The organism is Verrucomicrobiota bacterium, from assembly GCA_016200005.1.
Lineage (GTDB): Bacteria > Verrucomicrobiota > Verrucomicrobiia > Limisphaerales > PALSA-1396 > PALSA-1396.
Genome location: JACQFP010000046.1, coordinates 24,823 through 50,417 on the forward strand (window position 1 = coordinate 24,823; position 25,595 = coordinate 50,417).

General features: G+C 56.3%; 14 protein-coding genes. 6 read left to right on the forward strand and 8 right to left on the reverse strand.

Annotated elements, in window-relative coordinates; all coding sequences use genetic code 11:
• The first annotated feature begins 302 nt into the window (after positions 1–302).
• Positions 303–4,559, forward strand: coding sequence for a cadherin-like domain-containing protein (locus HY298_16115; protein MBI3851780.1), 4,257 nt, complete (start codon positions 303–305; stop codon positions 4,557–4,559).
• 9 nt (positions 4,560–4,568) lie between these two features.
• On the opposite strand, the gene HY298_16120 is transcribed toward HY298_16115, so the two are convergent.
• Positions 4,569–6,569 carry a SpoIIE family protein phosphatase gene (locus HY298_16120; protein ID MBI3851781.1) on the reverse strand — a complete coding sequence of 667 codons (2,001 nt, stop codon included), beginning with the start codon at positions 6,567–6,569 and terminating at the stop codon, positions 4,569–4,571.
• Positions 6,570–6,696: 127 nt separating this feature from the next.
• On the opposite strand from HY298_16120, the gene HY298_16125 reads away from it, so the two are divergent.
• Entirely contained in the window at positions 6,697–11,817 is a 5,121-nt protein-coding gene (locus HY298_16125) for a ThuA domain-containing protein (protein MBI3851782.1), read from the forward strand.
• Positions 11,818–11,890: 73 nt separating this feature from the next.
• On the opposite strand, the gene HY298_16130 is transcribed toward HY298_16125, so the two are convergent.
• A complete protein-coding gene (locus HY298_16130; GenBank protein ID MBI3851783.1) occupies positions 11,891–12,781 on the reverse strand; it encodes a prepilin-type N-terminal cleavage/methylation domain-containing protein in 891 nt (296 codons plus the stop codon).
• A 180-nt stretch (positions 12,782–12,961) separates the two neighbouring features.
• On the opposite strand from HY298_16130, the gene HY298_16135 reads away from it, so the two are divergent.
• Entirely contained in the window at positions 12,962–14,257 is a 1,296-nt protein-coding gene (locus HY298_16135; protein ID MBI3851784.1) for an SGNH/GDSL hydrolase family protein, read from the forward strand.
• A gap of 138 nt (positions 14,258–14,395) precedes the next feature.
• Here HY298_16135 and HY298_16140 read toward each other — a convergent pair whose 3' ends face one another.
• Positions 14,396–15,760 carry an ABC transporter permease gene (locus HY298_16140; protein MBI3851785.1) on the reverse strand — a complete coding sequence of 455 codons (1,365 nt, stop codon included), beginning with the start codon at positions 15,758–15,760 and terminating at the stop codon, positions 14,396–14,398.
• Between the two features lie 275 nt (positions 15,761–16,035).
• Between HY298_16140 and HY298_16145 the strand changes: the two genes are divergently transcribed.
• Positions 16,036–16,665: an RHS repeat-associated core domain-containing protein gene (locus HY298_16145; protein MBI3851786.1), complete on the forward strand. Its 630-nt coding sequence runs from the start codon at positions 16,036–16,038 to the stop codon at positions 16,663–16,665.
• A gap of 241 nt (positions 16,666–16,906) precedes the next feature.
• Here HY298_16145 and HY298_16150 read toward each other — a convergent pair whose 3' ends face one another.
• The 5 genes from HY298_16150 to HY298_16170 form a co-directional block, all read right to left on the reverse strand.
• Positions 16,907–18,289 carry an ABC transporter permease gene (locus tag HY298_16150; GenBank protein MBI3851787.1) on the reverse strand — a complete coding sequence of 461 codons (1,383 nt, stop codon included), beginning with the start codon at positions 18,287–18,289 and terminating at the stop codon, positions 16,907–16,909.
• A complete protein-coding gene (locus HY298_16155; GenBank protein ID MBI3851788.1) occupies positions 18,286–19,008 on the reverse strand; it encodes an ABC transporter ATP-binding protein in 723 nt (240 codons plus the stop codon). The genes HY298_16150 and HY298_16155 overlap by 4 nt, the downstream gene beginning before the upstream one ends.
• 21 nt (positions 19,009–19,029) lie before the next feature.
• The gene (locus tag HY298_16160; protein ID MBI3851789.1) at positions 19,030–20,250 is read right to left on the reverse strand and encodes an efflux RND transporter periplasmic adaptor subunit; all 1,221 of its coding nucleotides are present in this window, start codon (positions 20,248–20,250) and stop codon (positions 19,030–19,032) included.
• Between the two features lie 198 nt (positions 20,251–20,448).
• Positions 20,449–21,855 carry a PhoPQ-activated pathogenicity-related family protein gene (locus tag HY298_16165; GenBank protein MBI3851790.1) on the reverse strand — a complete coding sequence of 469 codons (1,407 nt, stop codon included), beginning with the start codon at positions 21,853–21,855 and terminating at the stop codon, positions 20,449–20,451.
• Between the two features lie 216 nt (positions 21,856–22,071).
• Positions 22,072–24,429: a sulfatase-like hydrolase/transferase gene (locus tag HY298_16170; protein ID MBI3851791.1), complete on the reverse strand. Its 2,358-nt coding sequence runs from the start codon at positions 24,427–24,429 to the stop codon at positions 22,072–22,074.
• A 270-nt stretch (positions 24,430–24,699) separates the two neighbouring features.
• Between HY298_16170 and HY298_16175 the strand changes: the two genes are divergently transcribed.
• On the forward strand, positions 24,700–25,197 hold the full coding sequence (locus tag HY298_16175; GenBank protein ID MBI3851792.1) for a hypothetical protein: 498 nt from the start codon (positions 24,700–24,702) through the stop codon (positions 25,195–25,197).
• Between the two features lie 170 nt (positions 25,198–25,367).
• Entirely contained in the window at positions 25,368–25,571 is a 204-nt protein-coding gene (locus tag HY298_16180; GenBank protein MBI3851793.1) for a gamma-glutamyltransferase, read from the forward strand.
• Positions 25,572–25,595 lie beyond the last annotated feature (24 nt).

A 25,595-nucleotide genomic window follows, 5' to 3' on the forward strand; every position in this document is an offset into this window, starting at 1 on the left:
ACTTCGTGGAAACAGCCGGACAATCGACGCGGCATGGTCATTGCTGACCAGTTTCCCAGTCAGCTTGATTATTGTGGAAGGTGGTCAACCGTCGTCCGGTGTTGTGCCGAAAGACGATGTGCAATTTCGGAAGGGTTAAGCTTTTGTAACGAACGGAGAAGAGAATCATGAAGACGAACCTTAGTTTCCGTCGGTTGATGATCTTATTGATCGCGGTCTTGGCCGTTTGCTTTCTATTCTTAACGCATTCTCATCTTTCACCTGCGGATCATCACCCCACCACGATTCCACAAACGGCGGCCATGCCATCTGCAAAGGTCGGGGTGGTGGCCGTACGAAAAGAAACGATCAACTCATCCAGCGGGTCGGCCGCGCCCCGGCGTTTCAGTTCAAGTTCGCAGCGCACGTTTCATTGCTGGCAACACCCCGAAGACGCGCCCACCTGGACTGTGGCTTACGGGAAGGAATTTTGGCGGCAACGCCAAACCCAAAATCTTCGGTTGCAACCCTCGACGAAGGCGACAGAGGCTGCGATCAAACTTCCGTCGTCCGTCAATTTGGGTGATGTAATTGAGCGCGTATCCCACGCTTTGGCTGCGGACGCGGACGAAGGCTATCCGCACGTCCGGGCAAAAACATACGCGGCCAGCTTCGACGAGCATGGTTTGCGCTTTTCCCCTTACCGCTCCGCGACCACCTCTGGCGAAAAAGCCCCATTTGCCCGCGGCTTTCCTGAGCCAGACTCATCAACCGAGGCTGTGTTCAGAACCGTTTCCATTCACCGAGAGAATCAGTCGTTCTATTCTCCGGGCGCATCAACGCTGGACTGGTCAGTGCTGGGCAACACGGCGCAGGCGTTGCTCGAACCTGGCTTGGATTTGGTCGAGCACTTCGAGGCCCGCAGCGAAGGCGTGGCGGTCACCTGGGTGGTATCGAAACCCCTGGCGGGAACAGGGCCGTTGCTCGTGGAAGCAGAACTCAAAGGGCTGGACTACTGCGGCCAAACGGAAAGCGGTCACCACTTTGCCGACGCGACCGGGACCGCGCGCTTGCGCGTGGGCAACGTAAAAGTCGTGGATGCGGCGGGAGCAAGTTGGGACGCGGCAATGGAGGTAAACGAAAATCAACTTCGTTTTACTGTGCCGGAAGCCATCCTAGCCCAGGCCACTTATCCGTTGGCGATTGATCCGGTGATTGGAACTGAATTCGGTATTGACGCTCCGGTGTTCGTTCCAGCGGCGGGCAATCAATCAACGCCTGCGGTGGCCAGTAATGGGAGCGATTATTTGGTGGTGTGGCAAAACGTTCCCACTCGTACGTTTATCCTCCAAGGGTCGCGAGTGAACAGCGTTGGAACTCCTCTTGATCCCGCCGGCATAACGATCAGCAGCACTGCCACTGTCAGTCAGGAGGCGTCTCTTGGCGTTGCTGCCAATGGGAGCGACTATTTGGTGGTGTGGCAGGACTCGCGGAATATTTCCACCAACAGCCAGGACATCTATGGTGCCCGAGTGAGCAGTACTGGACTACTGCTCGATACAAACGGAATCGCGATCAGCCGGGCGATGAATACTCAGAGTTATCCCGCTGTGGCTGCCAGTGGGAATGGTTATTTGGTCGTGTGGCAGGACGCGCGCAATGGTTTTTCCAATACGGACGTTTACGGAGCAAGAGTGACAGCATCGGGCGTTTTGGTTGAGACCAACGGGATCGTGATCAGCAATGCACCCAACAACCAAAATGCTCCTGCCGTCGCCGCGAATGGCGGTGATTTCCTGGTGGTGTGGGAAGACTGGCGCAACTTCGCATCGAGATCGGACATCTACGGCGCGCGCGTCAACAATTCAGGTCTAGTGCTTGAGTCCAACGGGATCGCGATCAGTCAGTCGCCGGTCTTTCAAAGTGTTCCTGCGGTGGCGGCCAATGGAACCGACTATTTGGTGGTTTGGCAGGATTATCGGAACCTAAACAATTATGACATTCACGGTGCGCGTGTAACCGCCTCTGGAGACGTAGTGGAGACAAATGGAATCGCCATCAGTCGGGCGGCAAGTGCTCAACTCGCCCCGGCTGTCGCGGCCAGCGGAACGGACTATTTGGTGGTCTGGCAGGACTTACGCAATGGTGTCCCAGACGTTTATGGAACACGGATAACGAATGCCGGAATAGTAGTCGAAACCAACGGGACTGCCATCAGCCGGGCGATCAACACGCAAAGCGCTCCCGCGGTGGCCGCTAATGGAAGTGGTTATTTGGTCGTGTGGCAGGACGCGCGCAATGGTGAAGCCAACACTGAAATCTTCGGTGCGCGGTTGACTCCCTCCGGCGCGTTGATCGAAACAAATGGTCTCGTGATCAGTTCCATCGTAAACAACGAGGCAGTTCCCGCTGTGGCTTTCAACGGAACCAACTATTTGGTGGTATGGACGGACTCACGAAATTGGACGAATAAACTCTTCAACCTCGACATTTACGGCGCACGGGTGAGCAACGCCGGAACAGTATTCGACCCGAACGGCATTGCGATTTGTCGCGCGACAGCCGATCAAGCAGCTCCCGCCGTCGCAACCGATGGCAGCAATTTTCTCGTCGTCTGGCAGGACTTGCGCAATCAGTCCACGACGGCTACGGATGTTTACGGTGCGAGGGTGACTGGCACGGGCGCCCTGATGGAAACTAATGGGATTGCAATCAGCCGGGCTGCCAATAATCAAACTTCTCCAAGTGTGGCTGCGAGCCGGAGTGGGTTTTTGGTGGTATGGCAGGACATGCGGAACGCTTCCATTGGCTCTGATATCTATGGTGCACGCTTGACCACTGCAGGGGCAGTACTTGATTCGGGCGGGATTCCCATCAACAGAGCGAAGGATGACCAACGTTTTCCCGCCGCGGCGTTCAACGGCAATAACTTTCTGGTGGTTTGGGAAGACTGGCGAAATTCCAAGCCCGCAACCACGAACGGTGCTGACATTTACGGGACGCTCATCACCATGGCCGGCACAACGGTCGACACGAATGGTTTTGCCATCAGTCGGACGGAAAAGAATCAATTGTTTCCTGCGATCGCTGCGAACGGTCTGCCCTCTAATATGAACGGGTACCTTGTTGTTTGGCAAGACGCTCGCAATACATCTACAAGTGGGTACGACATCTATGGTGCGCGCGTGAGTTTGGCAGGCGATATTCTCGACACCAACGGGATCGCTATCAGCACCGCGACCAACGACCAGACGTTTCCGTCTGTTGCCAGTGATGGCAACGATTATCTCGTAGCCTGGCAGGACGCTACTTATTCAGGTACTACGAGAGCAGTTACCAATCTAAACATCTATGGTACACGCGTGACCAGTGGCGGAATTGTGTTGGATAAATCTGGCTTGGCAATAAACACCAACGCCTTCAACCAACAACTTCCCGTGATTGCTTTTGGCGGCGGCGAACAATTTCTGGTGGTCAATCAAGGCACGCGCTTCGGAACGAACCGCACCGTGGGTAATTTTGTTTTCCTCAATGTTCCGCCCGTGGCTCAGTCGCAGTCGCTCTCCGTCAATGAGGACACGCCACTAACCATCACGCTCACTGCCTCCGATGCGGATGGTGACCCGTTGACCTACTCAGTCGTGACTCCGCCGACCCACGGAACGTTGACCGGCACACCACCCAACCTGATCTACCTCGGCTTCACCAACTACAATGGCACGGACAGCTTCACGTTCAAAGCTAACGACGGCAAAGTCGATTCTGGCATCGCCACGATTCACATCACCGTCCTTCCGGTGAATGATCCGCCTGTGGCAGTGGCCAGAGCCTTCCCGTTGATATCGCTCTCGCCTGACGACACGAACGACTTTGTGATTTCGCGGAACAATACCAACGCGGTCGTCTATTTCGACGGCTCGCTTTCCACGGACGTGGAAAATGATCCGCTGCAATTCTTCTGGTTCGAGGATGGCGCGACCACGTCCTTCGCGACCAGTGTGGTGGCGAGCAATATTCTCAGCGTTGGCTCGCATACTATCATGCTGGTCGTGAGCGACGGAATGGACGCGGGCACCAACCGCATCGTGGTGAACGTGATTGCCGCCAGCGAAGCCGTGCAGAAACTGATCGACCTCGTCAATGGTTCTCGCCTTCCGCACCAGGACACTCATCCATTGATTGTTACTTTGAACGCGGCGAGCAACTCGTTTGACCGCGGCAACGGGACGGCGGGCATCAACCAACTGGAGGCGTTTCAAAACAAAGTGCGCGCCCAGATCAGCCCGGATGATCCAGCGCTGGCGGATTTGCTCATTCAAGCCGCGCAGAACATCATCGACGCTTTCGGGGAGTCGAGCGAACAGCCGGGAATCGTCCGATTGGGCCGCCAGTCTTTGGGAGGCTTCCACCTCCAGATTGCCGGCAACCGCGGCCGGGTTCATCTGCTTCAGGCCTCGACCAACCTTGTCGATTGGGAAACGGTGGGAGTGGCGCGTGACACTGGGAATGGGAAGTATGAATTTGAAGACCCGGAGGCGAGTCGTTTCGTCAGTCGCTTTTACCGCGTGGTATCGCCTTGAGCGGGACCATCAAATCTTCATCACTTCCATTCCCACCAGGCAGACGTCGTCATCAAATTCCCGCTTGAGGGCGAAACGTTGGATTTCTTCCAGCAGCTCATCGAACAATTGCGAGGCGGGTTGATGGATGCGTTTGGTCACGGCCGGCAGCATTCTTTCCTGCCCGAAGAATTCCTGATTTGGGCCTTCCACTTCGTAAAGACCATCGGTGTAGAGCATGATGAGATCGTTAGCGGTAAGTGGGCATTGGGACGTCGTATAGACTGAATCCTCGATCAAGCCGAGCGCCGGGCGGGATTTGCGCTCCGTATTTTCCAGGAGTTCCACCTGGCCGGTGCTGCGGCGCAGGAGCAAGGGTTTCGGATGACCGGCGTTGGCAAAGCGCAGCGTGCGGGTTTTCAGATCGGCCACGAGATAAAACGCGCTGGCGAACATCGGCGAGCCGGTTTGTTTGAGGATGGCATTCAGATCATGATTGATTTGCGTCAGCAATGCGCCGGGGTCCTGGGCGAGGTGAATCAATTCTTCCACCAGCGCGCGCATCATGGCGGTGATCAACGCCGAGCGCACCCCGTGGCCCATCACGTCGCTGATGAACACGCCGGCCTGCGTGTCGGACAACGCCAGCACGTTGAAAAAATCGCCGCCCACCGTTCCGGCGGGCAGATAGCGATGGCAAAAGCTCAACGCGCTTTGTTTGGCATCGACGCCCGTCGGGAAGGTCGGGTATTGCTGGGGAAGGAAGGCCAGTTGAATTTCGCGCGCCATTCGGAGACTTTCCTCCATCTGGTCGTTCTTTTTGCGAAGCTCCGCCTGACTGCGGGCCAGTTCGGCTGTGGCCAGACGTTCGCGTTCCTCAGCTTGTTTGCGCGCGGTGATGTCCCAGAAGATTCCTTGCAGCCCGATGATTTTGCCCTGGGCGTCGTAGATCGGTGTCTTCATGACTTGAACGTACAGCTTCTCCTTGCCGGGGGGCTGATGTTCTTCCACCGTCTCAAACATTTTTCCGGTGGCGATGACTTGCCGGTCGTCCTGTTGATATTTTGCGGCCAGTTCGGGCGGGAAAAAGTCATAGTCGGTCTTGCCGATGATCTCCTCCAATGGCCGCCCAAGCGTCTGGCAAAAACGTTGATTGGCGAAAGTGAACCGTTCGGACAAGTCCTTGCGTAGAATGTTTTGCGGGAGATTTTCCACCAGGGAATGATAAAGCGACTCTGAATCACGCAGGCGTTCTTCGGCCCGCTTGCGTTCAGTGATGTCCTCGACGGTGCCCTCATAATACAACAAGCGGCCCTGAGCATCGCGCACGACGCGGACGTTTTCAGAAATCCAGATCACCTTCCCGTCTTTGCGATTTACCTGGGACTCGAAACCGGTGACGATCTGGTTTTCCTGCATGAGGCGCACGAATTCTGCGCGCCGGTTCGGGTCCACGTACAAACTTCGCGCGATGTCCGTGATGGCCCGCATCAACTCCTCCGGTGAATCGTAGCCGTAGATGCGGGCCAGCGCGGAGTTGGCGCTCAGGTAATGGCCATCCGCCGTTGTCTGAAAAATGCCCTCGACCGTGTTCTCAAAAATGCTGCGATATTTTTCCTCGGCCTGCAGCAGCGCCAGTTCCGCGCGTTTGCGTTCGATCGCGTAGCGAATGGTGCGAAAAAACAGATGCTTGTCCGTTTGTCCCTTGACCAGATAATCCTGCGCGCCGGCCGCCAGCGCCTCTACTTCGAGCGTCTCATCATCAACTCCGCTCAAGACGATGATCGGCAATTGCGGCACTTGGGTCTGGACTTTTACGACGGTGTCCAGCCCGTCGCTATCGGACAAGTAGAGATCCAGCAGCACCAGGTCGATGCCACCCGCCGCCAGCCGCGTCAGCGCCGCCGCCAGGCTCGCCGCGGATTCACATTCGAAACGATGTCGTTTCGTCGCCCGCAGCATGTCGGCCACGGCGTCGGCGAATTGCGGCTCGTCCTCGACGATCAGCACCTTGACTGGTTTCTCATCCATGGTATGCCACCGGCGAAAATGTAACCAACACAACCGCCAGCGCCAGCCCAAACGTCGCGCCGCAAAAATCCAATCGACGATCAGAGGAAATCCGGTAAGGTTTCATCACGTTGCCCACTGTGAAACTATGAAACAGAAATCTGCGTTCGCCCTCGCACTCCTGCTTTCCCTCCTCTCTCTTCCCGCCCAACCCGGCAAACCGCTGCGCATCTTCATCCGCGCCGGTGAGAAAACGCACGGTCCCGCCGGCAATGGGCAGCACGATGGACCCTTATTTCTCAAGGAATGGAAGGCGATGCTCAATCAACGCGGCGCAACGTGCGATGGCGCGATTGGTTTCCCCACCGCCGAACAGCTTGAGAACACGGACGTGCTGTTGATGTATTCAGCCGAAGGGGGAACGATCAAGCCAGAAGACCGCGCGAACCTTGACAAGTTTCTGAAGCGCGGCGGCGGCGTTGCGGCTTTGCACGATTCGGTTTGTGGCAATGACCCGCAGTGGTTCAAGACCATCATCGGCGGCGCGTGGGAGCACGGACATTCCAAATGGTTCGAAGGCGACATCTCCTTTTACTACCTTGATCAAGAACATCCCATCACCGACGGCTGTTCGAACTTCGATTTCGATGACGAAGTCTATTGGGACCTGCACCTGATGCCGGAGGCCAAAATCCTTGCGGCGTCCTGGTCGCCGGACAAACGGAACACCAAGAGCGGACGACCGTTCCCGCACATTTACGATGTCATCCCGCAAATGTGGACTTACGAAAAAGACAATTACCGCGCGTTCGTCTGCATCCCCGGCCACAATTACAAATCCTTTGGCCTCCCACATTTTCGCGCGGTCATTCTGCGCGGCATTGCGTGGGCCGGCAAACGCGACGTTAATTCACTTTGCAACCAGGAAGAACTGGCGAGCCTGCGTTATCCCGAAGGCGGCCCGACGGCTCCGGAGAAAGCCGCTGCGAAACTGGAAGTTCATCCCGACTTCACCATCAAACTGGTCGCCGCCGAGCCGCTCATCAACAAACCCATCGCACTCGACTGGGACGCCGCCGGACGTTTGTGGGTCGCCGAGACGCCGGAATATCCCAATGGCCGCCGTGGCATCAAACCCGACCAGAGCGCGGCGGCGTGGAAGGATCACGGTGGACTGTACGACACGCCCGGCAGGCAGGAACGTCCCGCCCATGACCGCATCAGCATCCTCCGCGACACGAACGGCGATGGACGCATGGACAAAAAGGACGTTTTCTACGAGGGGTTGGAACTGGTCACCGGCTTTGTCTTTTACCGCGATGGAGTGATCGTGTCGCAAGCGCCCGACATCCTTTGGTTGCGCGATACGAACGGTGATGGCAAGGCCGACAAGGTTGAGAAACTTTACACTGGTCTTGGCACGTTCGACACCCACGCCGTGATCAACAACTTGCGCTGGGGTTACGACGGCTGGATTTACGCGACGCACGGTTACAGCGGCAGCGACCACGTGAGGAACGGCGTGGGCGACAAGGATTTAGGCCGCATCAACTCCGGCGTCGTGCGCTTCAAGCCGGACGGCAGCGCGTTCGAGCAGTATTGCTCGAAGGGCGGCAACACGTGGGGGCTGGACTTCGGCTGGGACAACGAACTTTTTTTCACCCAGCCAACCAGCGGCGATTTGCTCATGAACGTCGTCCTGCCGGAAAGCGTCTTGGCGCGTGGGAAAGTCGGCAACACAACGAGTTTCAAGGTGGTGAAGAAAAGTCCGAAATCCTTTCCTTTGATGAAATCGGAGAACCTGGCTTATGTGCAGATTGATTTCGTCGGTTCGTTCACGGCGGCAGCCGGTTGCGCGATCTACGATGGCGGCACGTGGCCGGATGAGTGGCGCTACAGCTATTTCACGACCGAGCCGACCATCAACATCGTCCACCACGAAGTCGTGACGCCGGAGGGCGTGAGCTATACCGCGAACAAAACCCGCGAGGCGGAGTTCATTGGCTCGCACGATCTCTGGTTTCGCCCGATTGAGACACGCATCGGGCTGGACGGCGCGCTTTACATCCTGGACTTCTATAATCAGGCCGTCATCCACAACGACACGCGCGGGCCGAAGCACAACAACGTCAACGCCGCCGTGCGCCCGGACCGCGACCATTACTTCGGACGCATCTGGCGCGTGGACCACAAGCTGGCGAAGACGATTTCGGTTCCACGCCTAGATAAACAGGCCATTGGCCAGTTGATTGGAAGCCTTGCGCATCCCAACAGGAGCGTCCGCGGCACTGCCGCTCGCCTGCTGCGTGAGAAGGGTGTTGGTGAAAAATTGGTTGCCTTCAAAGGGATGACGAAAGCATCCAGTCAAGGTCCGCACGCCCAGATAGCTGCGCTGAACACGCTCGGCGTTCTCGGCAAACTGGATGCCGAACAACTCATCGCAGCGATGAATGACAACGATCCGATGGTGCGAAAGAATGCCCTCCAGATTGCTGCTGAGAATTCCACTCGGTTTGTAGATGCCTCCAAACTTACGCTGTCGATCTTTGGACACTTGAAGGATCCGGATCATCGAACACGTCTGGCGGCAATCACGGCTCTCGCTGCGTTCCCAGTGACCTATGAAATCGCGCAAAAGCTTATCGGCATCTACCCGGAATTGGAAGACCCGTGGTCGCAATCTGCGGTGGTCGCCGCTGCCTTCAAATCCCCCGTCGAATTCATCGACGCAGCAATGGCGGTAACCAATCCTGACGCGATAAAGAGCTTGGTGGTCGAGTTGAGCCGGCAAGTTGCCGCGAAACAGGACGCTGAGCTTGCCGCACAACTGGTGCTCTTGATGGCCAACAAGCCGCCGTCTGCCGACGCGCTCAAGGCATCCGTGTTCGAGACTCTCGTCAAAGGTTTGAAAGCGGAAACAGTGCCCGCGTGGACTTCGGAATTGCAGAAGGCGTTCCAATCCTTGCTGGCTTCGGGCAATCCCACGGTGCCGGGCGCCGCGCTGCCGCTCGTTGCCCGCTGGGACAGGAACGGCGCGCTGGCGGGCGATGTGAAATCGCTCGTCGCGAAGCTTACTTCCCAGTTAAACGACTCCGGGCAACCGGATGAACAACGCGCCCAAGTCGTCACCAGTTTGCTGGCCGTGCGTCAAATGAACGCGGAAGTTCTGCCATCGGTTGTCAAAATTCTCGGCTCGTCCAGTTCGCCGGCGCTGCAACGCCGGGTCATTGAATCGCTCGGCGCCACTGCTGATCCGTCGGTTGGCTCATTGCTCGTCGAGGCTTATCCGAAACTGGCGACCGCGGAGCAGGATGCCGTGTTCGGCCAGTTGATCAAACGCGCCGATTGGTCGGTGGCGCTGGTCGAAGCACTGAAGAAAGGGGAAATCAATCTTGCCACGCTTGGCCCGGCAGCCATTCACCGGTTGCGGACGCATAGCGACAATGCGGTAGCGCAACGTGCCAACGCCGTCATTGACGAATTGCGCGGGCCAGAAGTGAAAGAGAAGAATGAACTCATCGCGAAATTCACGCCGCTGGTTGAGAAGCCCGGCAATGTCGAGAACGGCCACAAACTGTTCACGCAAAACTGCGCGACCTGTCACAAGTTCAATGGCGAAGGCAAAGACGTCGCGCCCGATCTGACGGGGATGGGTGCTCACGGTGCGGCGGAGTTGCTTGTCCACGTGCTCGATCCAAATCGCGTGGTCGAGCCGACGTTCATTTCTTACAGCGTCGAGACGAAGGACGGCGAATCGTTCGACGGCATCATTGCGCGCGAGAACAAGACAGCCGTGATGCTCCGTAACGCCAGCGGCGACGTGGAAGTCAAGACCACCGACATCAAATCGCGCCGCAACACCGGGCTCTCGCTCATGCCGAACGGATTCGAGGCGCTGGGCGGTGACGGGTTGCGCGACCTGCTTGGTTACATCTGCGCTGGTGAATCGAAATATCGCTTGCTCGATCTCAAGCCCGCGTTCACCGCCGACAGCCGGAAAGGCATTTACATCACGCAGGAAAGCCTGGCCGAAACGCTGGAGTTCAGAAAATTTGGATTGATCAAGGTCGGCGATGTTCCGTTTGAGATCGTCAACCCGGCCAAAACCACGACCGGCAATAACGTCATCGTTCTCAAAGGCGGCAGTGGTTTCGCCAAGACGCTGGCCCAGAAAGTTGAAATTTCGAATGTCGGCCTCAAAGCGAGCAAGTTGCATTTTCTCGGCGGCGTCGGTGGCTGGGCGTGGCCGTGTTGTGGCGACAGCAAGAATGAGAATGTTCCAGTTGCCAAAGTTGAAGTTCAATATGCCGATGGCCAGAGGGAGGAGATCATTTTGAAAAACGGTGTGGAGTTCGTGGATTATATCAACGCGAGCTACGAAGTGCCGGGCTCCAAGCTGGTGCCCGACCTCGTAACGCACGGCCAGGTGCGGTGGTTTACGAAGCCGCTGCAGCATCCGGCTATCATCCAGAAAATCACGCTGGAAAGTTTTGACAACATTGTCGCGCCGACGTTTGTGGGAATTACGGCGGAAGTGAGCGATGCAGCCCCCGACGTGAGGAGGGGGAAAACGTCGGAGTCTGCGGTTGAACCCACCCGCCTCGTCACCTCGGCGGCTACGAGCGGAAATAACATTCGCGTCCTCCTCGTGGGCGGGGGGAGTTCGCACGATTTTGGCAAATGGTTTAATCAAGCCGACACCGCCACGTTGGCTGCGAACGGAAGCACGTCGGTTAACTACACGGAACAAATTCCGACGGTTTTATCCATGCTCAAAGACCTGGATGTACTTTACCTAAGCAACAATCAACCGATGGCCGATCCCGCGCTGCGAAAAGGAATCTTCGACTTTGCCGACTCAGGGAAAGGCCTGCTGCTGGTTCATCCGGCGCTTTGGTACAATTGGAACGATTGGCCGGAGTACAACCGCGTGCTGGTTGGCGGTGGCGCGCGAGGCCACGATAAGTATGGCGAGTTCGAGGTGACGGTGACTGAACCTGATCATGCACTGATGGCGGGGGTGCCGAAGAATTTCAAAATCGCCGACGAACTTTACAACTTCATTCCAGACGAGCAGGGGACGCCCATTCAAGTTCTGGCGACGGGCACAAGCCCGATCTCGGGCAAAACTTTTCCTGTCGTTTGGATTACAAAGCATTCCAAGGCGCGCATTGTTTGCATCACACTTGGCCACGATGGCAAGGCGCACGAACATCCCACTTACAAAGCTCTTCTAAAGAACAGCCTGAAGTGGGCGGCGGGAAGGTAACCATTAACAAATAACTCTCCTGCGTCCCGCCGGCAGAGGCCAAAGAAAACAAAGGGAGATTTGAAATTCCAGCTTAGCGTTTAACGCTTGTTCGTTCCCAGAGCCAGTTGAAATCCTGCCTTCCCAAAGCGTCGAACCCCGGTCCGCCAGAATAAGCGCGATTTGGAATCTGCTTGATGGTGGGGAAATTGATCCAGCCACCGCGCCATTTGTGGATTTCAGAATGGCCGTCGGCGAATGAAATGCCGCAGGCGCCGTCGTGGTAGGTGGCGGGCGAGTCGCCCCAACCACCCGAGTTCCCGGATGTGTTAAGATAAAAACCATCGTTGATGCTGTTAGGGTGCTCGTCCAGCATCACGAAGATTTTCACCGGTTGAGGAATGAGGGCGACTTTACGGAACTGGCGATAACCGCTATCGAAAGTGTTGACGGTGGCTTGTTGATCGGCAGCCGAGGGTGAGAACGGCCCCATGTAAGCATTCATCGACAGACTCCGCGTGCGTTCCTTCCAACCGGCCGCCCTCTGGCTCGGATCGAGGAAATGATCTGCCGGACATTTGTAAATGCCGAGGTTTCGGGAACTGTACGGAGCGATCAGGCCGTTCTTGATCAGATCGGTATTGGTAACCGATTGATCCAGGCTCCAACTCATATTGTTGTTGACCCAATTGCGATAAGTCTTGCCGGCGATCTCGGCAGCGGTTTCGCTGACGCCGAAGTTGTTGACGCATTTGTCGTTGTTGTCGTCGGCGTAGAGCAGCCAGGCGAGCATCAATTGTTTGCCGTTGCTCATGCACAAGGTGGCTTGCGCCTTGATCTTGGCCTTGCCGAGCGCAGGCAACAACAAGCCAGCTAGAATGGCAATGATGGCAATGACGACGAGCAGTTCAATCAAAGTAAATCCGTGCCGCTTGGCTGCGACGCAGTAATTTTCCGTGGCAGCAGTTCTTGAGTGTTCTTTCATAACGTTCGGCTGGATGCTTTTCCTTCCGTCCGGCACACAACCGGAGTCCAGCATCTGCCTGAGCGTAGTACGGTGATCAGACCCGGTCAACTGTGCGTCTGACTGCACAGGTTCAGGGTGCGCCTGGACCAACATGCAAGACTTGACGGTGCCAAGGAAAAACCAAACACTTTCCGCACTATGCAACCAACACGACTGTTCATCCTATTCGTCACGGCATTTTCTCTCGCCGCCAACGCCCAGTTCCTTGAGCAGAAACCCAACGATCCGTATTTCGCGAAATTCAACCCTAGGTCCGGGCCGCAACCATCGCGTCGCGTGCTACAACTGGGAGATCGCCTTGCGATCTGCGGCGATTCCATCACGGAGCAGAAAATGTATTCACGGATCATGGAAACCTACCTGACCGTTTGCGAGCCAGATTTGGCTGTTACCGTCCGCCAATACGGCTGGGGTGGTGAGACGATGCCGGGCTTTCTGGCGCGCATGACGAATGATTGTTTGCGTTTCAGACCAACCATCGCCACGACTTGTTATGGCATGAACGATCACGGCTACCGTGCTTACGCCCCGGAGATCGGCCAGCGCTATCGCGAAGCTTCCCTTGCCGTCGTTCGCGCGCTCAAACACGCGGGCGCGAGGGTGGTACTCGGTTCGCCGGGTTGCGTCGGACCAAAGGTGCCATGGGCCAAGGGGTCAGCGGAGGAGTTGAATTTGAACCTGGCTGAACTGCGCAACATCGACATTGAAATCGCGATTGCTGAGAAGATCGGGTTTGCCGATGTCTTTTGGCCGATGTTCAAGACTGAATTTGCCGCGCACAAAAAATACGGGCCGGATTATTTGATCGCGGGCAAGGATGCCGTCCATCCCAATTGGGCTGGTCATCTTGTCATGGCTTACGCGTTCCTGAAAGCGTTCGGTCTGAATGGCGACATCGGCACCATCACGGTTAAACTCGATGTTGACAGGGCAAGCGTCTCGCGCGGGCACGAACTCCTGGCGTTCAACAATGGCGTGGCTCAGATCAAGAGCCGTCGCTATCCGTTTTGCGCCGCCGGTGGCGACTTGTCGAAAGATGACAACATCCGTTCCGCCATGACGTTGATTCCATTCAATCAGGATCTGAACCGGTTTACTCTGGTGGCGAAAGGAGGCATGGCGAAGAACTACAAGGTGACCTGGGGCGAAGAAACCAAATCGTATTCCGCCGAGCAATTGGAAAAGGGTGTAAACCTGGCCGATGACTTCCCGATAAACCCGTTCTCCGAAGCGTTCGCCAAAGTGGATGCTGCTGTGGCTGCCAAGCAAGCCTACGAAACGAAGCAAATCAAGCAATTGTTTCACGGCGAGGAGGGCAGGGCGGACATGGCGGCAACGGTGGCGTTGACGGAGAAAGCTCGCGCTCCTTTGGCCGCTGCTATTCGGATCAACTTCGTGCCCGTGAACCACACGATCAAGATCGTTGCCGAGTGATTACCAATCGCGGGTAAACATCGGTGGAAGAAAGACGACCCCTCACCCGGAATTCGTTCTCCCTCTCCCCATCCGATGGGGAGAGGGATGGGGTGAGGGGTGTTCGACTCATTTTACCAACTATCACGGGCAATTACTCTATTCGTACCGCAGCGCCTGAATGGGATCGAGCTTCGCGGCTTTGAAGGCAGGGAACAAACCGGCGATGATTCCGACGCCCGCGCTGAAGAGCATCGCAATAATCATGACATCCGGCGTGATGACCGGGGCGTTTTGCGACGGTGCCATCAAGGTCACAAAGTCCACGACGTTGTAGGAAGCGACCAATCCGAGCAAAGCACCCACCACGGCTATCACCACCGCCTCCACGAGGATTTGCAGGAAGATGGCGGTGCCCGTCGCGCCCACCGCTTTGCAGATGCCGATTTCCCGGATGCGTTCGTTGATGCTGGCCAGCATGATGTTCATGATGCCGATGCCGCCCACCAACAGGCTGATTCCCGCGATGATGCCGCCGCTCCATCGCGCCTTGTGAATCTGCGCGTTGATGTTTTCGATCTGATTTTCCTGCGTGCGAAAACTGAAATCCTCGATCCCTTTGTGCGTGACGAGGAGTACGTTGCGCACCTGTTGCAAGGCCGGCTCCAACAAGTCCAGACTGGCGACCTTCATATCGATGTCCGTCAAGCGTGGATCGGGAATGCTGGTGCTGCCGGTGGCGGAACGAAATTTGATCCACATCGTGTTGAGCGGAATATAAATCGTGTAATTCTTGGAATAAAACGCCCAACCACCGCGCCCGCCGCCCCAACCGCGTTTGCGCGCCGGGCCGGAACGTTTTTCCTCCGCCCGGACTTTCTTCGACAGTTCGCGCTCCTTCCTTTCCTGTTCCCCTTCATAATGAGTAAACATGCCGACAATCGTGAACGGTTGACCATTGATGTTGATGATTTCGCCGATGGGCACGATTTCCTGCCCGGTTTTTTCCGGTGAGCCGAACAATTCGTCGCGGATGCCGGTGCCGATCACGCATACGCTGTTGGCATTCTCCTCGTCAATCTCGTTGAAGAAGCGGCCGTGCTCCACCGTGTGCAGATTCATGTCGAGCACCGCCGGCCAGACGCCGACGCATTCGGAGGGATTGACCATTTTGTCGCTATGCGTGAGCGTGACATTGTCTTGCAACGCCATTTCCGGCGAGATCAGACGGAGGAGCGGCGCGCTTTTGCGCAACGCCTGCACATCCGTCATCGTGCGTCCGGACGCCTGGTCGGCCAGATGTTCCTGGTAAGCGGGCACCGGCTGTTGATCCAGCAGCACCTTGTCCGCGCCTCCCATGGCGATCATGGTTTCCTTCATGCCCCGCTCCATTCCCTTGACGACCGCCGCCATGGCGACGAGGCTCGCCACGCCCAGGATGATGCCCTGCATCGTCAGCAGGGAGCGAAACTTGTGCGCCCAGACTTCCTTGAACCCGATCACAATGGTGTTCAGAAGATTCACAATCTGAGCTTACCAGCGGAATTGACTCCGTGCCAAACAGATTCTATGCAAAGCACGGCACTCTCTTCTCAACGCGCCGACTTCTTTAAAAAAGGTTCGGCGCGGACAAAGAGTAATCGAGGCGGCGCCCCTTGTGCCGATTCAGTATTTCGTAAAGAGGTTAATCTCCCGATACAAGGATTTCTCGATTGACAAGGATTGTTGCGGGGAGATGCTCGCGTGCATGGCAATGAAATGATCACAGCGGGTTACACCGCCAACAGTGTGCGCCTTAGATGAGAAAGGAAAATAATGCAAAGTGCGGGACTGACCCCTTTACGGTCACGAACAAGTGGAAGAGCGAGTTTACGTATGACGGCAAAATGCGGAGACGGATTCGCAAGGAGTACACCTGGAATGGTAGCTGGGTGCAAACCAATGAAGTTCGTTATATCTACCAAGGCAACGTTGTCATTCAGGAGCGCGATGCCAGCAATCTGCCGACGGTGAGCTACACCCTCGGACGCCGTCTGCGGGGCGGCAGTAGCGGCTTGCTGGCGCGCACCGATCACGGAACACAACTCACCGCTTACTATTATGCCGATGGAAATGGAAATATTACCGTCTTGGTCAACGCGCAACAACTCATAGTCGCGAAATATCTTTATGATTCTTTCGGGAACATTCTCTCCATGGCTGGGCCGCTGGCGGATGCCAACCTCTATCGCTTTAGCTCCAAAGAATGTCATCCGAGCTCCGGGCTGATTTACTTTGGACGCCGCTTTTACGATCCGAACTTGCAACGGTGGATCAACCGCGACCCCATCGCGGAAAAGGGCGGTGCCAATCTTTACGCCTACGTGGGCAACAATCCCATCAAAGTGAGCGGCAACCAACAGCAAGGCAAATGCCTCCTGTTTCAATAACGATTCCAGACGAGCTTCTTGGAGTTCGCGGCCTTGCAACGCGGCAGGTGCGCCATCTCATGTATTCATCCGAACGCCCCAAGACACGGGCCACCCACATCCAGTCCTGTCCAGGTCAACCACGGAAACTCCATCGCGGGCTCTTTCACCGTGGAGCTTCCGGCCAACCGAGTTAGAGGCGCGACTACATCCGGTTCTGTAAACAATTTATCCCGCAAGCTCAGTTTGTCTGTCAATTACTCTATTCATATCTCAGGGCCACAATCGGATTGAGTCTGGCGGCTTTGAAGGCGGGAAACAAACCGGCGAGGATGCCGATGCAAACGCTGAAGCTGAACGCCACCGTCATGGCTGTGACCGTGATGACGGGATCGTTGCCCGAAGGCGAAAACGAACTCATTGATCGCACCAGCCCATACGAAGTCATCAGTCCAACCAGTCCGCCCACCACTGCGATTACCACACTCTCAATGAGGATTTGAATGAAAACGTCGCTTGTGCCGGCGCCCACCGCCTTGCGAATGCCGATTTCGCGAATGCGCCCGGAAATACTGGCCAGCATGATGTTCATGATGCCAATCCCGCCCACCAATAAACTGATGCCGGCGATGATGCCGCCACTCATCCGGGCGTTGTGGATGAAGATGTTGATGTTCTCCGCCCACTCCTCCTGGGTGCGAAAGGAAAAATCTTCGATGCCCTTATGCGTGCTCATCAGCACATTGCGGATTTGTTGCAGCGCGGGGTTCATTTGTTCGACCTCGGCGATTTTCACATCCAAGCCGGACAAGCGCGGATCGGATGGACTGACCATGGCGCCCCAACCCCCCTGGGCGGCACCGCCGCCGGCGCGGAATTTGATCCACATCGTGTTGAGCGGAATGAAGACCGTGGCGTTCTTGAGTCGGAAGGCCCAATTCCGGTTGTTGCCGCCCCAACCACGGCTGCGCACGACACTGGTCTTGTTGGTCTGCGTTTTTTGGGCGGCCAGTTCGCGTTCCTTCCGATCCTGTTCGCTCTCGTAATGTTGAAACATGCCGATGATCGTGAGCGCCTGGCCGTTGAGGTTGATGGTTTCGCCCAGTGGAATGATTTCGTGGCCAACCTGTTCCGGTGAACCAAACAGTTCATCGCGCACGTCCGTGCCGATGACACAGACGCTGCGCGCCATCTCGTCATCAATTTCATTGAACATGCGACCGTGTTCGACAACGTGTTCGTACATCTCCAGCGCCACCGGCCAGACGCCGGTGCAATTCCACGGACGATACGTCTTCGTGTTCGCCGAAACGGTCGCGCCGTATAACCGCATTTCGGGAGAAACGCGCGCCGCCAGCGGGGCGCTGGACTGCAAGGCATAAACGTCGTTGATGGTCACGCCCACGGCCTGGTCCAGCAAGTGCCGTTGATAGATGGGAACTTTCTGTGGCTCGACCCGGATTTTTTGCAGCCCGCCAATGGCGACCAACGCCTCCTTCGCGCCATTCTCCATGCCTTTGATCATGGCCGACATGGCGACCAGGCTCGAGACGCCGAGAATGATCCCCAACATCGTCAACAACGAGCGGAATTTGTGCGCCCAGATTTCCTTGAACCCGATGACAATGGCGTTCCAAAAATTCATGCGACCTGCGGGGTAACGGCGACCGCCCGATCGAGTCCAGCCAACCGGGGATCAACTTTCTCAGCAATCTTGCCGTCGCGGATTTCAATGCGACGCGGTGTGACGGCGGCGATTTCCGGATCGTGCGTGACGAGGATGACGGTGCTGCCTTCGCCACTCAACTTGCAGAATAATTGGAGAATGGCTTCGCCCGTGTTCGTATCGAGATTGCCGGTCGGTTCATCGGCGAAAATGATTTTGGGTGAGTTCACGAGGGCGCGGGCGATGGCCACCCGCTGCTGTTGCCCGCCCGAAAGTTGCGAGGGGCGGTGCTTGCTGCGGTTTTCCAAATCGACCATCTTAAGCGCAGCCATGGAGCGCTCGCGTCGTTCGCGGCCGGACACGCCGCTGTAAACCATCGGCAGTTCCACGTTCTGCAGGACGTTCAGTTTCGGCAGCAGATTGAAGAACTGGAAAACGAAACCAATCTTGCGGTTGCGAATGCCGGCCAGTTCACGCGGCGACGCTCCTTGGATCATGGTGCCGTCCAGTTTGATCGTGCCCTTGGTCGGCGTGTCGAGACAACCGAGAATGTGCATCAAAGTGGATTTGCCGCTGCCGGAAGGGCCGATGATGGAAATGAACTCGCCGGTTTCAATGTCGAGGGAGACATCGTCCAGCGCGCGAATTTCCTCCCCGCCGAGCAGGTAAATTTTGCTGACGTTGCGAAGTTCGACCAGTGCCATAAGTCAACGGGCGTGTCAGCGGGTGCGAGGAACCGTGGCGGGAGCGGCCTTGCCCGTGCCGCCGGTTTTTGAAGTGCTCTCCGACTTGCCGGCGCTGGCTTCAACCTTGTTCGTGTTGACGCCCAGCGGCGACTTGACGAGCCGGGCCAGTTCTTCCTTGGGCAATTCCAACGCGACGACTTCACCGGACGACAACCCCTTTTCCACCTCCGCATAAAAAAAATCAGACACACCAATAAGGACGGGCCGGCGTTCATAACTCTCATTCTTCACCACGTAAACAAACCTCTCGTTCTGTTGGGTCTCCTCATTCAGCTCGGTGAAAACGGCTGACAAAGGCACCGCCAAAACATTGTCGGCGGCGGCAACGGGAATCTTGATGTTCGCGGTCATGCCGGGCCGGATGCGCTTATCGACATCTTTCAGCAGGATGCGAGTGGCAAAACCTTTGATGTTGTTTTTGATCGTGGCCTGCGGCGCGATGCGTTCCACCTTGCCGTTCACTCTCAGCCCGGGCACCGCTTCCACCTGCACTTCGACTTGCTGTTGCGCTTTCAGCCGGGCGACGTCCGCCTGGTTGATGTGGGCGTTGATGACCATCTCGTTGAGGTTGGCGATGGTCAAAACCTCCGTGCCGCCGGCAACCCCGCCGGAGCCGGACACTGCCTGTCCGACTGAAACCGGGCGCGTCAGAATTGTGCAATCAAATGGGGCGAGGATTTTTGTCTTCGTCAGTTGATATTCCACCAAGCCGAGATCCTTCTCGACTTTTTGGAGAGTGTTCTTGGCGAGGTCGTATTCGGTCTTGGTATCATCGAACAACTCCTGGGAAATCAGCTTGTCGTTGTAGAGTTGCACGCTGCGTTCATAGTCGCGCTTGGTTTTCTCCAGATTCAGGCGCGCCGCCTCGATGGAGATGAGCGTCAAGGAACGTTGCGTCTGCAGGTCTTGATCGTCGAGTCCAAACAACACGCTGCCCTTCTTGACCTGATCGCCAAGGTCCACCAACAAAGAATTGATCTTGCCATTGATTTCCGGGCGCACGGAGACCTGGTCGGCCGGTCCGATTTCACCGGCGGCGTTGACCGCAAAATGGATGTCGCGGGATTCAACAATGGCGGTGGTTGGTCGTCCGGGGTTCCCGTTCGTGTGGTTGGTCTTGTCCAAACCTTTCCAAACATAAACGCCGCCGCCACCCACTGCCACAACTGCCATTACCACAAAGAAAGTTTTCATTAATCAACAACCTGCAGAGTATTCTTTCCGAAAGCCGCGTGCAAATGCGAACTTCAGGCGAAAAAGCGAACACGCTTCAGCCATTTAAACGATTTGAGGCAGGCCAAAGTTACCTTTGGCGCAAGAAACCACGCGCCAACGGTGGCGCGTGGAATGTACAGAGATCGCTCTTGAGTCGGATTTGTGAAACAAACCTCGTCACTTCTTGGCCGTCTTCGGCACAAAGGTGTAAGGCAAAACGTCGGGGACCACGCTCACTTGCGTTGTGAATTTAAACGGGGCCGGTCCGCCATTCTTGTAGGTCAATTCAACAAAAAATGCCGTCCAGCCTTTTTCCGGTTTGGGCACTTTGCCGACATACATGCCGCCACCTTCGTCCGTCAATTCACTGCTGTGATACGCCGGTCCAATCTTTTCGAGCCGGAAATCGCGGGCATTCGGATCGGTGGCCTGCCAGAGTTTAACCGCCGCCGGCTTGTCGATCGTCTTCACACGCAGAGAGCCGTCCTTCTCCAGCGCCCAAGTAAACTCCGGAAGATGTCCCCCGGTCAGGACCGCGTTGTAACAGGCGAGCAATGTTTCCCAGGCGTCTGACCCGCGCAGCGAGTGATCGGCATTGGGAACGTAGCGAAGATATTTCGTGCCCGGCAAATCCTTGAAGTAAAACTGCGCCGAGTCGGGCAGGAAGAATTGATCGCCTCCGGCGTTGATGATGAACTTGGGCATCGTCAGTCGGTCACGGTATTCATACGGCTCCTCAATTTTCATCAGCGCCCGGTATTCCGGCGTGCCGTTCCAGTCCATGAGGCCCATCGCCACATAATCGCCCACCGCCGGCGCCCAGAATCCGTAGGCCTCCCAGTGATGCTTGAAAGAGGGTTCAATGTTCAGCAGATCAATCACAAATGGAACAATGGCAATGACGCGCTTATCCACTGCCGCCGTCGTCCACGTTGTCCAGCCGCGCTTGGAGCCGCCCGCGACCACAAACGAATCAACCTTTACGTTGCCACCCTCCGGGCTGCCGAGAAACGCGGTCACGGTATCCATGGCGCGCACGGCGCTCTTGGTCATCGGCAGACGTGCCGGCCATTTGGGGTCGCCGGTGTGAAGGAACTTGTTCCAGGTATAAGCAATAAAAGAATCCTCCGAACGACCAAACGATTCTCCGACGAAGGTCAGCGGCTGGTTCGGCACTTGTCGTAATTCCGTGACGACGGATTTCGTCTCGACGGCGACCTTGACCATGTTGGCCTCGGCTGATTTCGGCGGGCCGCCGTTGTTATTGCCGCCGCCAATGAACAGGAGCGACTTGGAGCTCTCAACCTTGTCGGGCTTGACCATGACCATCCAATGTTTCCAAAGCGGTCGGTTCACCTCGTTCGTGGTCAAGTAGGCTTGCGAGGTCATTTCCAAAATGTAAGTGGTCTGGCCCTCGCCCTTGACGGTGTCCACAAGATGATAACTGTAATTTGGATCGGGTGTGGCGACGTATTTGTCGAGCGGAGTGGGCGCGGCGCCGGCCCTGGAATAAGACGCGACTTGCGCGTAACCGGTCAGAGAAAGGCCGATGGCCAAGGCGAGAAGCAGGTGCCGCCAGCCCATGAGAATGCGATTGGAACGATCTAATTTCATAAATTGTGAATCAAAATGTTTTTGCCTTAATTAACAGTTAACGGAACCACGCCGCTTACAAACGCTGGTTTTGTCTCTTCTGTCAATCCGGTTTTTGCTTTTTCGGAACTGAACCGAAATGGAAATGCCACGTCAATCGGCTGTGTTTGGACGCCACTTCGCGGGATTGGATTCAAAAAGGACGGTTTATTTTGCCGGAAGTTTCACCTTTGCCAGGTAGATGCTCGCCTTGCCTTCGTGCGAGGAATAATAGCTGACCCAGAGCAGGCCATCGTGCCAGGCGAGGCCGGGATAACTATTGTCGCCGCCGGAAGGAAGTTTAAGAAACTCTGTGAGTTTGCCGGAGTCGGCATCCACCCACATCAACGCTGTGCGCGCCCCGCCGTCGTAGAGCCGAACCGCGGCCACAATCCGCCCATCCGCCAAGCGAAGCATGTGTGGTCCGCCGATTTTGACACCGAGGTCTTTCCACTGCCATTCTTTGTAGGGCGGCCTGGCAAGGCCCAATTGGCCGGATGCTTTTTCGCCATCGCGACGCAGCAGGCACAACGCGGTATCATCGGGCAGAAAGACAATCGACGTTTCATTCGGATGACCTTCATCGAAAAGTTTCGGCACAAGTGTCTCGAACCTCTTGCCGTCCTTGCTGGCGTAAAGCCGGATGAAGTTTTCTGCCGTCGTGTCGTAGCCGACGCTGTAAGCAGTTTTCTTGTGCCACGTCGTCCGCCACAGCCAGAAGTTCGGGTCACCGATTTTGACCGGCTCACTCCAGTTGTGTCCATCCTTGGAAAACCAGGCGAGCGATTGATGCTTGAACTCTGCCGGCTGGTGCAACGCCGCCGCGCCGCTGAGCATCAACTGACCGCCCGGCGTGATCGTGATCTTGGCGTCGCGCAAATCGCTTTTGTCACCAGTGATCAACGCGGCGGAGCTCCAGGTCTTGCCGTCACTTGAGGTAATGATTCGCAACGCGCCATCGGGCGAGACGTGCGCCTGGCCTTCACGAAACACGCAAAACCAGTTGCCTTTGAACCAAACCAAATCAGTGAAGGCATTGTGCGGGGCTTGGTCCCAGATTTTGCGGACTTCAACGACTTCCGACTCGTTCCGTTGTCGGATTGAATCTGGTTGTCCGCCGGCGTGCAACAGAGCTTTTGTTTCCGCGACCGTGTGTGTGTACTTTGGATTGTTTGCCAGGTTGGTGAATTCATGAGGGTCCTTGTCATGGTCGTAAAGTTCCACGCCAGCTTTGCCGTCGTCCCATTCGGTGTAGCGCCAGCGTTCGGTGCGAACACTGCGGCCCATGATTTGGCGACCGTTCTCCGTCCGGGTCACTTGCGTGTAGGCCGGTTTGGTCCATCGAGCGTTCGGGTTGTTCAACAGCGGACGCAGACTTTGGCCAGCGAGATTTTTTGGCGCGGGCAGGTCGCAGAGATCCGCCAGCGTCGGGTATAGGTCCACAAACTCCACTGTGCGCCCGCTGCCCTTGCCTTGCGCTTTCTGGCTCGGAGCAGCAATGATCAACGGGACGCGCGCCGATTCCTCAAACAAACTCATCTTCATCCACTGCCGGTGCTCGCCGAGCAGGTAACCGTGATCTCCCCAGAGCACGACGATGGTATTCTCCCAGAGCTTCAAGCGATCCAGCGCCTCGAGCAGTTTGCCGACCTGGGCGTCCATGAACGAAATGGCGGCGAAGTAAGCGCGCATGGCTTCACGCTGTTGTGGCTCGGTCAAACCCCAGTCCGGCGGCTTGGTGTAAAGCGCGACCGGCGGGATGTCGGCGAGATCGTTCGCGGGGTTTTGCGCCAGTTTTATCTTTTCCAACGGATACATGTCGAAATAGTTTTTCGGCGCAATGTAGGGACAATGTGGACGGTAAAACCCAACCGCGAGGAAGAACGGCTTGTCCTTGTGTTCTTCCAACAAACGAACCGCCGCGGCCGCGCCCTTGCCATCGGTTTGTTCTTCATCCGTGCCGTCCGCGGCGAGAAACGCCAGGGCGCTGCCAAGACCGCGCCTGGGTGTGTAGTTGGTGAGTTTGCCTTCCTCGTCCTTGTCGCGACCACGTGGATTCACCACCTCGTCCCACGATTGCGGATCGTCCAGACCGTCGGTGCCGATTTGTCCGGGGACGCCATAATGAAAAATCTTCCCGACTCGTGCGACGAAGTAACCATGCTGACGAAACAATTGCGGCAGCGTGACGACATCCGGCAGCGTCGATTTACGAAAATCAACCTTGAGATCAAAGATGCGCGTCGTGTCCGGACGCAAACCAGTCAGCAGTGAAACGCGACTCGGACTGCAAAGCGGGAATTGGCAATACGCGCGGTCGAAACGAACACCACGCGCGGCGATCCGGTCGATGTTCGGCGATTTCACCAGCGAATGGCCGTAACATCCGAGCGCATTGTTCAGATCATCAGCGGCGATGAAGAGAACATTCGGTTTGCGTGATCGTGTCTGGGCGGATTCAACTGCCGGAGAAATCGCAGCCGTGAGACAACAGCAAACCAGAAGGATGGAGAATTGTCTTTTCATTTTCGCCAGAGTAATTGTCAGCGGAAACTTTTAATAGGAAGAAAGAACTGGAAAGTGGGACGCGGGTGCGGCGTTTGTCGCGACTTGCTCTTGAACCCAAACACATGAAAAACAGTACGAATGTTTTGCGTAGTGTCGAAGACTTCTCATCTGATTCCCCCACATCTTGTGTCTGAAATTAACGGTCCCACTACATTCTGTGGGTTGATTTTGTTTCATAATGTCCGCATAATACGCCTGTTCGTTGGCTGAATTCTTACAAACGAAATTATGTCCAGTCGTGGAGAAAAGTTGGGGGGTTCTCGTCGTGTCTTTCTCGAGCCGATGGCGATTTTTATTCTCTGCTGTTCGATTCATGCGCAAACGAACGAAACCCAGCCAGCCGCTACGACACCTTCTTCAAACCTTGACGCGAGCCGCGTGTTCGCGCTGGGCATGATCGAAACCGGGAATGATGATCGCGGCGTAGGGCGCGCCGGCGAAATCAGCCGCTATCAAATTCATCCCGCGGTCTGGAAAGCGTATTCAAACTCGCACGAGTATCAGAATCCCGAAGTCTCGCTCGAGGTGGCGCGGCAGCATTGGACGACGCTGAGCAATTATTTTAAAGAGAAAGCCGCGCGCGAGCCGAGCGATTTCGACATGTATGTTTTATGGAACACGCGCTACGGGTTTTATGCCGCAAAAGGATTTGATCCGCTGCGCTTGCCGCGGTTTGTACAGGACCGCGCTCAAAGGTTTGTGAATCTGGTCAACCGCAAGGGTTGAACGTTTGCCAAACTTCGCGGGCAGGCTCGCCAGCCTTTGCCCATCGCTTATGCTTCCGCAAGAGCCTTGTTTTGCCCACAGGCTGAATATCGGCAGGTAAAAGATGAGCAGACGATACAACCGCCGTGAGAGGTTGGGCTTCCCGGCCAGGCAAACGCCCCTTGAACAACATGTGCCCAAAAGTTGTGCTGCGCGATGAGAGGCCGAAGGCGGCTTTGGGCGGCGCTGGCGGACGCAAAATTCCCAACGCCATCTTTGGTGTCCAGACTGGGTATATTGGACTCGGAAGGTCGATGGAGGGCGCGATTTCCGCGCCGCGCCGGCACAGTATTTCAAAATGCCCGGTTACAAGATCGGTGCCCGCGCCCTGGTGAGTGTGGTGACCTTCAATCCCAAGT

What these genes read in the sequence shown, in the direction of transcription:
- HY298_16120 (MBI3851781.1), bottom strand. Translation starts at nt 6,569, where the DNA reads ATGGATGAGAAACCAGTCAAGGTGCTGATCGTCGAGGACGAGCCGCAA.
- HY298_16180 (MBI3851793.1), top strand. Translation starts at nt 25,368, where the DNA reads ATGTGCCCAAAAGTTGTGCTGCGCGATGAGAGGCCGAAGGCGGCTTTG.
- HY298_16135 (MBI3851784.1), top strand. Translation starts at nt 12,962, where the DNA reads ATGCAACCAACACGACTGTTCATCCTATTCGTCACGGCATTTTCTCTC.
- HY298_16150 (MBI3851787.1), bottom strand. Translation starts at nt 18,289, where the DNA reads ATGAATTTTTGGAACGCCATTGTCATCGGGTTCAAGGAAATCTGGGCG.
- HY298_16125 (MBI3851782.1), top strand. Translation starts at nt 6,697, where the DNA reads ATGAAACAGAAATCTGCGTTCGCCCTCGCACTCCTGCTTTCCCTCCTC.
- HY298_16115 (MBI3851780.1), top strand. Translation starts at nt 303, where the DNA reads ATGCCATCTGCAAAGGTCGGGGTGGTGGCCGTACGAAAAGAAACGATC.
- HY298_16170 (MBI3851791.1), bottom strand. Translation starts at nt 24,429, where the DNA reads ATGAAAAGACAATTCTCCATCCTTCTGGTTTGCTGTTGTCTCACGGCT.
- HY298_16175 (MBI3851792.1), top strand. Translation starts at nt 24,700, where the DNA reads ATGTCCAGTCGTGGAGAAAAGTTGGGGGGTTCTCGTCGTGTCTTTCTC.
- HY298_16165 (MBI3851790.1), bottom strand. Translation starts at nt 21,855, where the DNA reads ATGGGCTGGCGGCACCTGCTTCTCGCCTTGGCCATCGGCCTTTCTCTG.
- HY298_16145 (MBI3851786.1), top strand. Translation starts at nt 16,036, where the DNA reads ATGAGAAAGGAAAATAATGCAAAGTGCGGGACTGACCCCTTTACGGTC.
- HY298_16160 (MBI3851789.1), bottom strand. Translation starts at nt 20,250, where the DNA reads ATGAAAACTTTCTTTGTGGTAATGGCAGTTGTGGCAGTGGGTGGCGGC.
- HY298_16130 (MBI3851783.1), bottom strand. Translation starts at nt 12,781, where the DNA reads ATGAAAGAACACTCAAGAACTGCTGCCACGGAAAATTACTGCGTCGCA.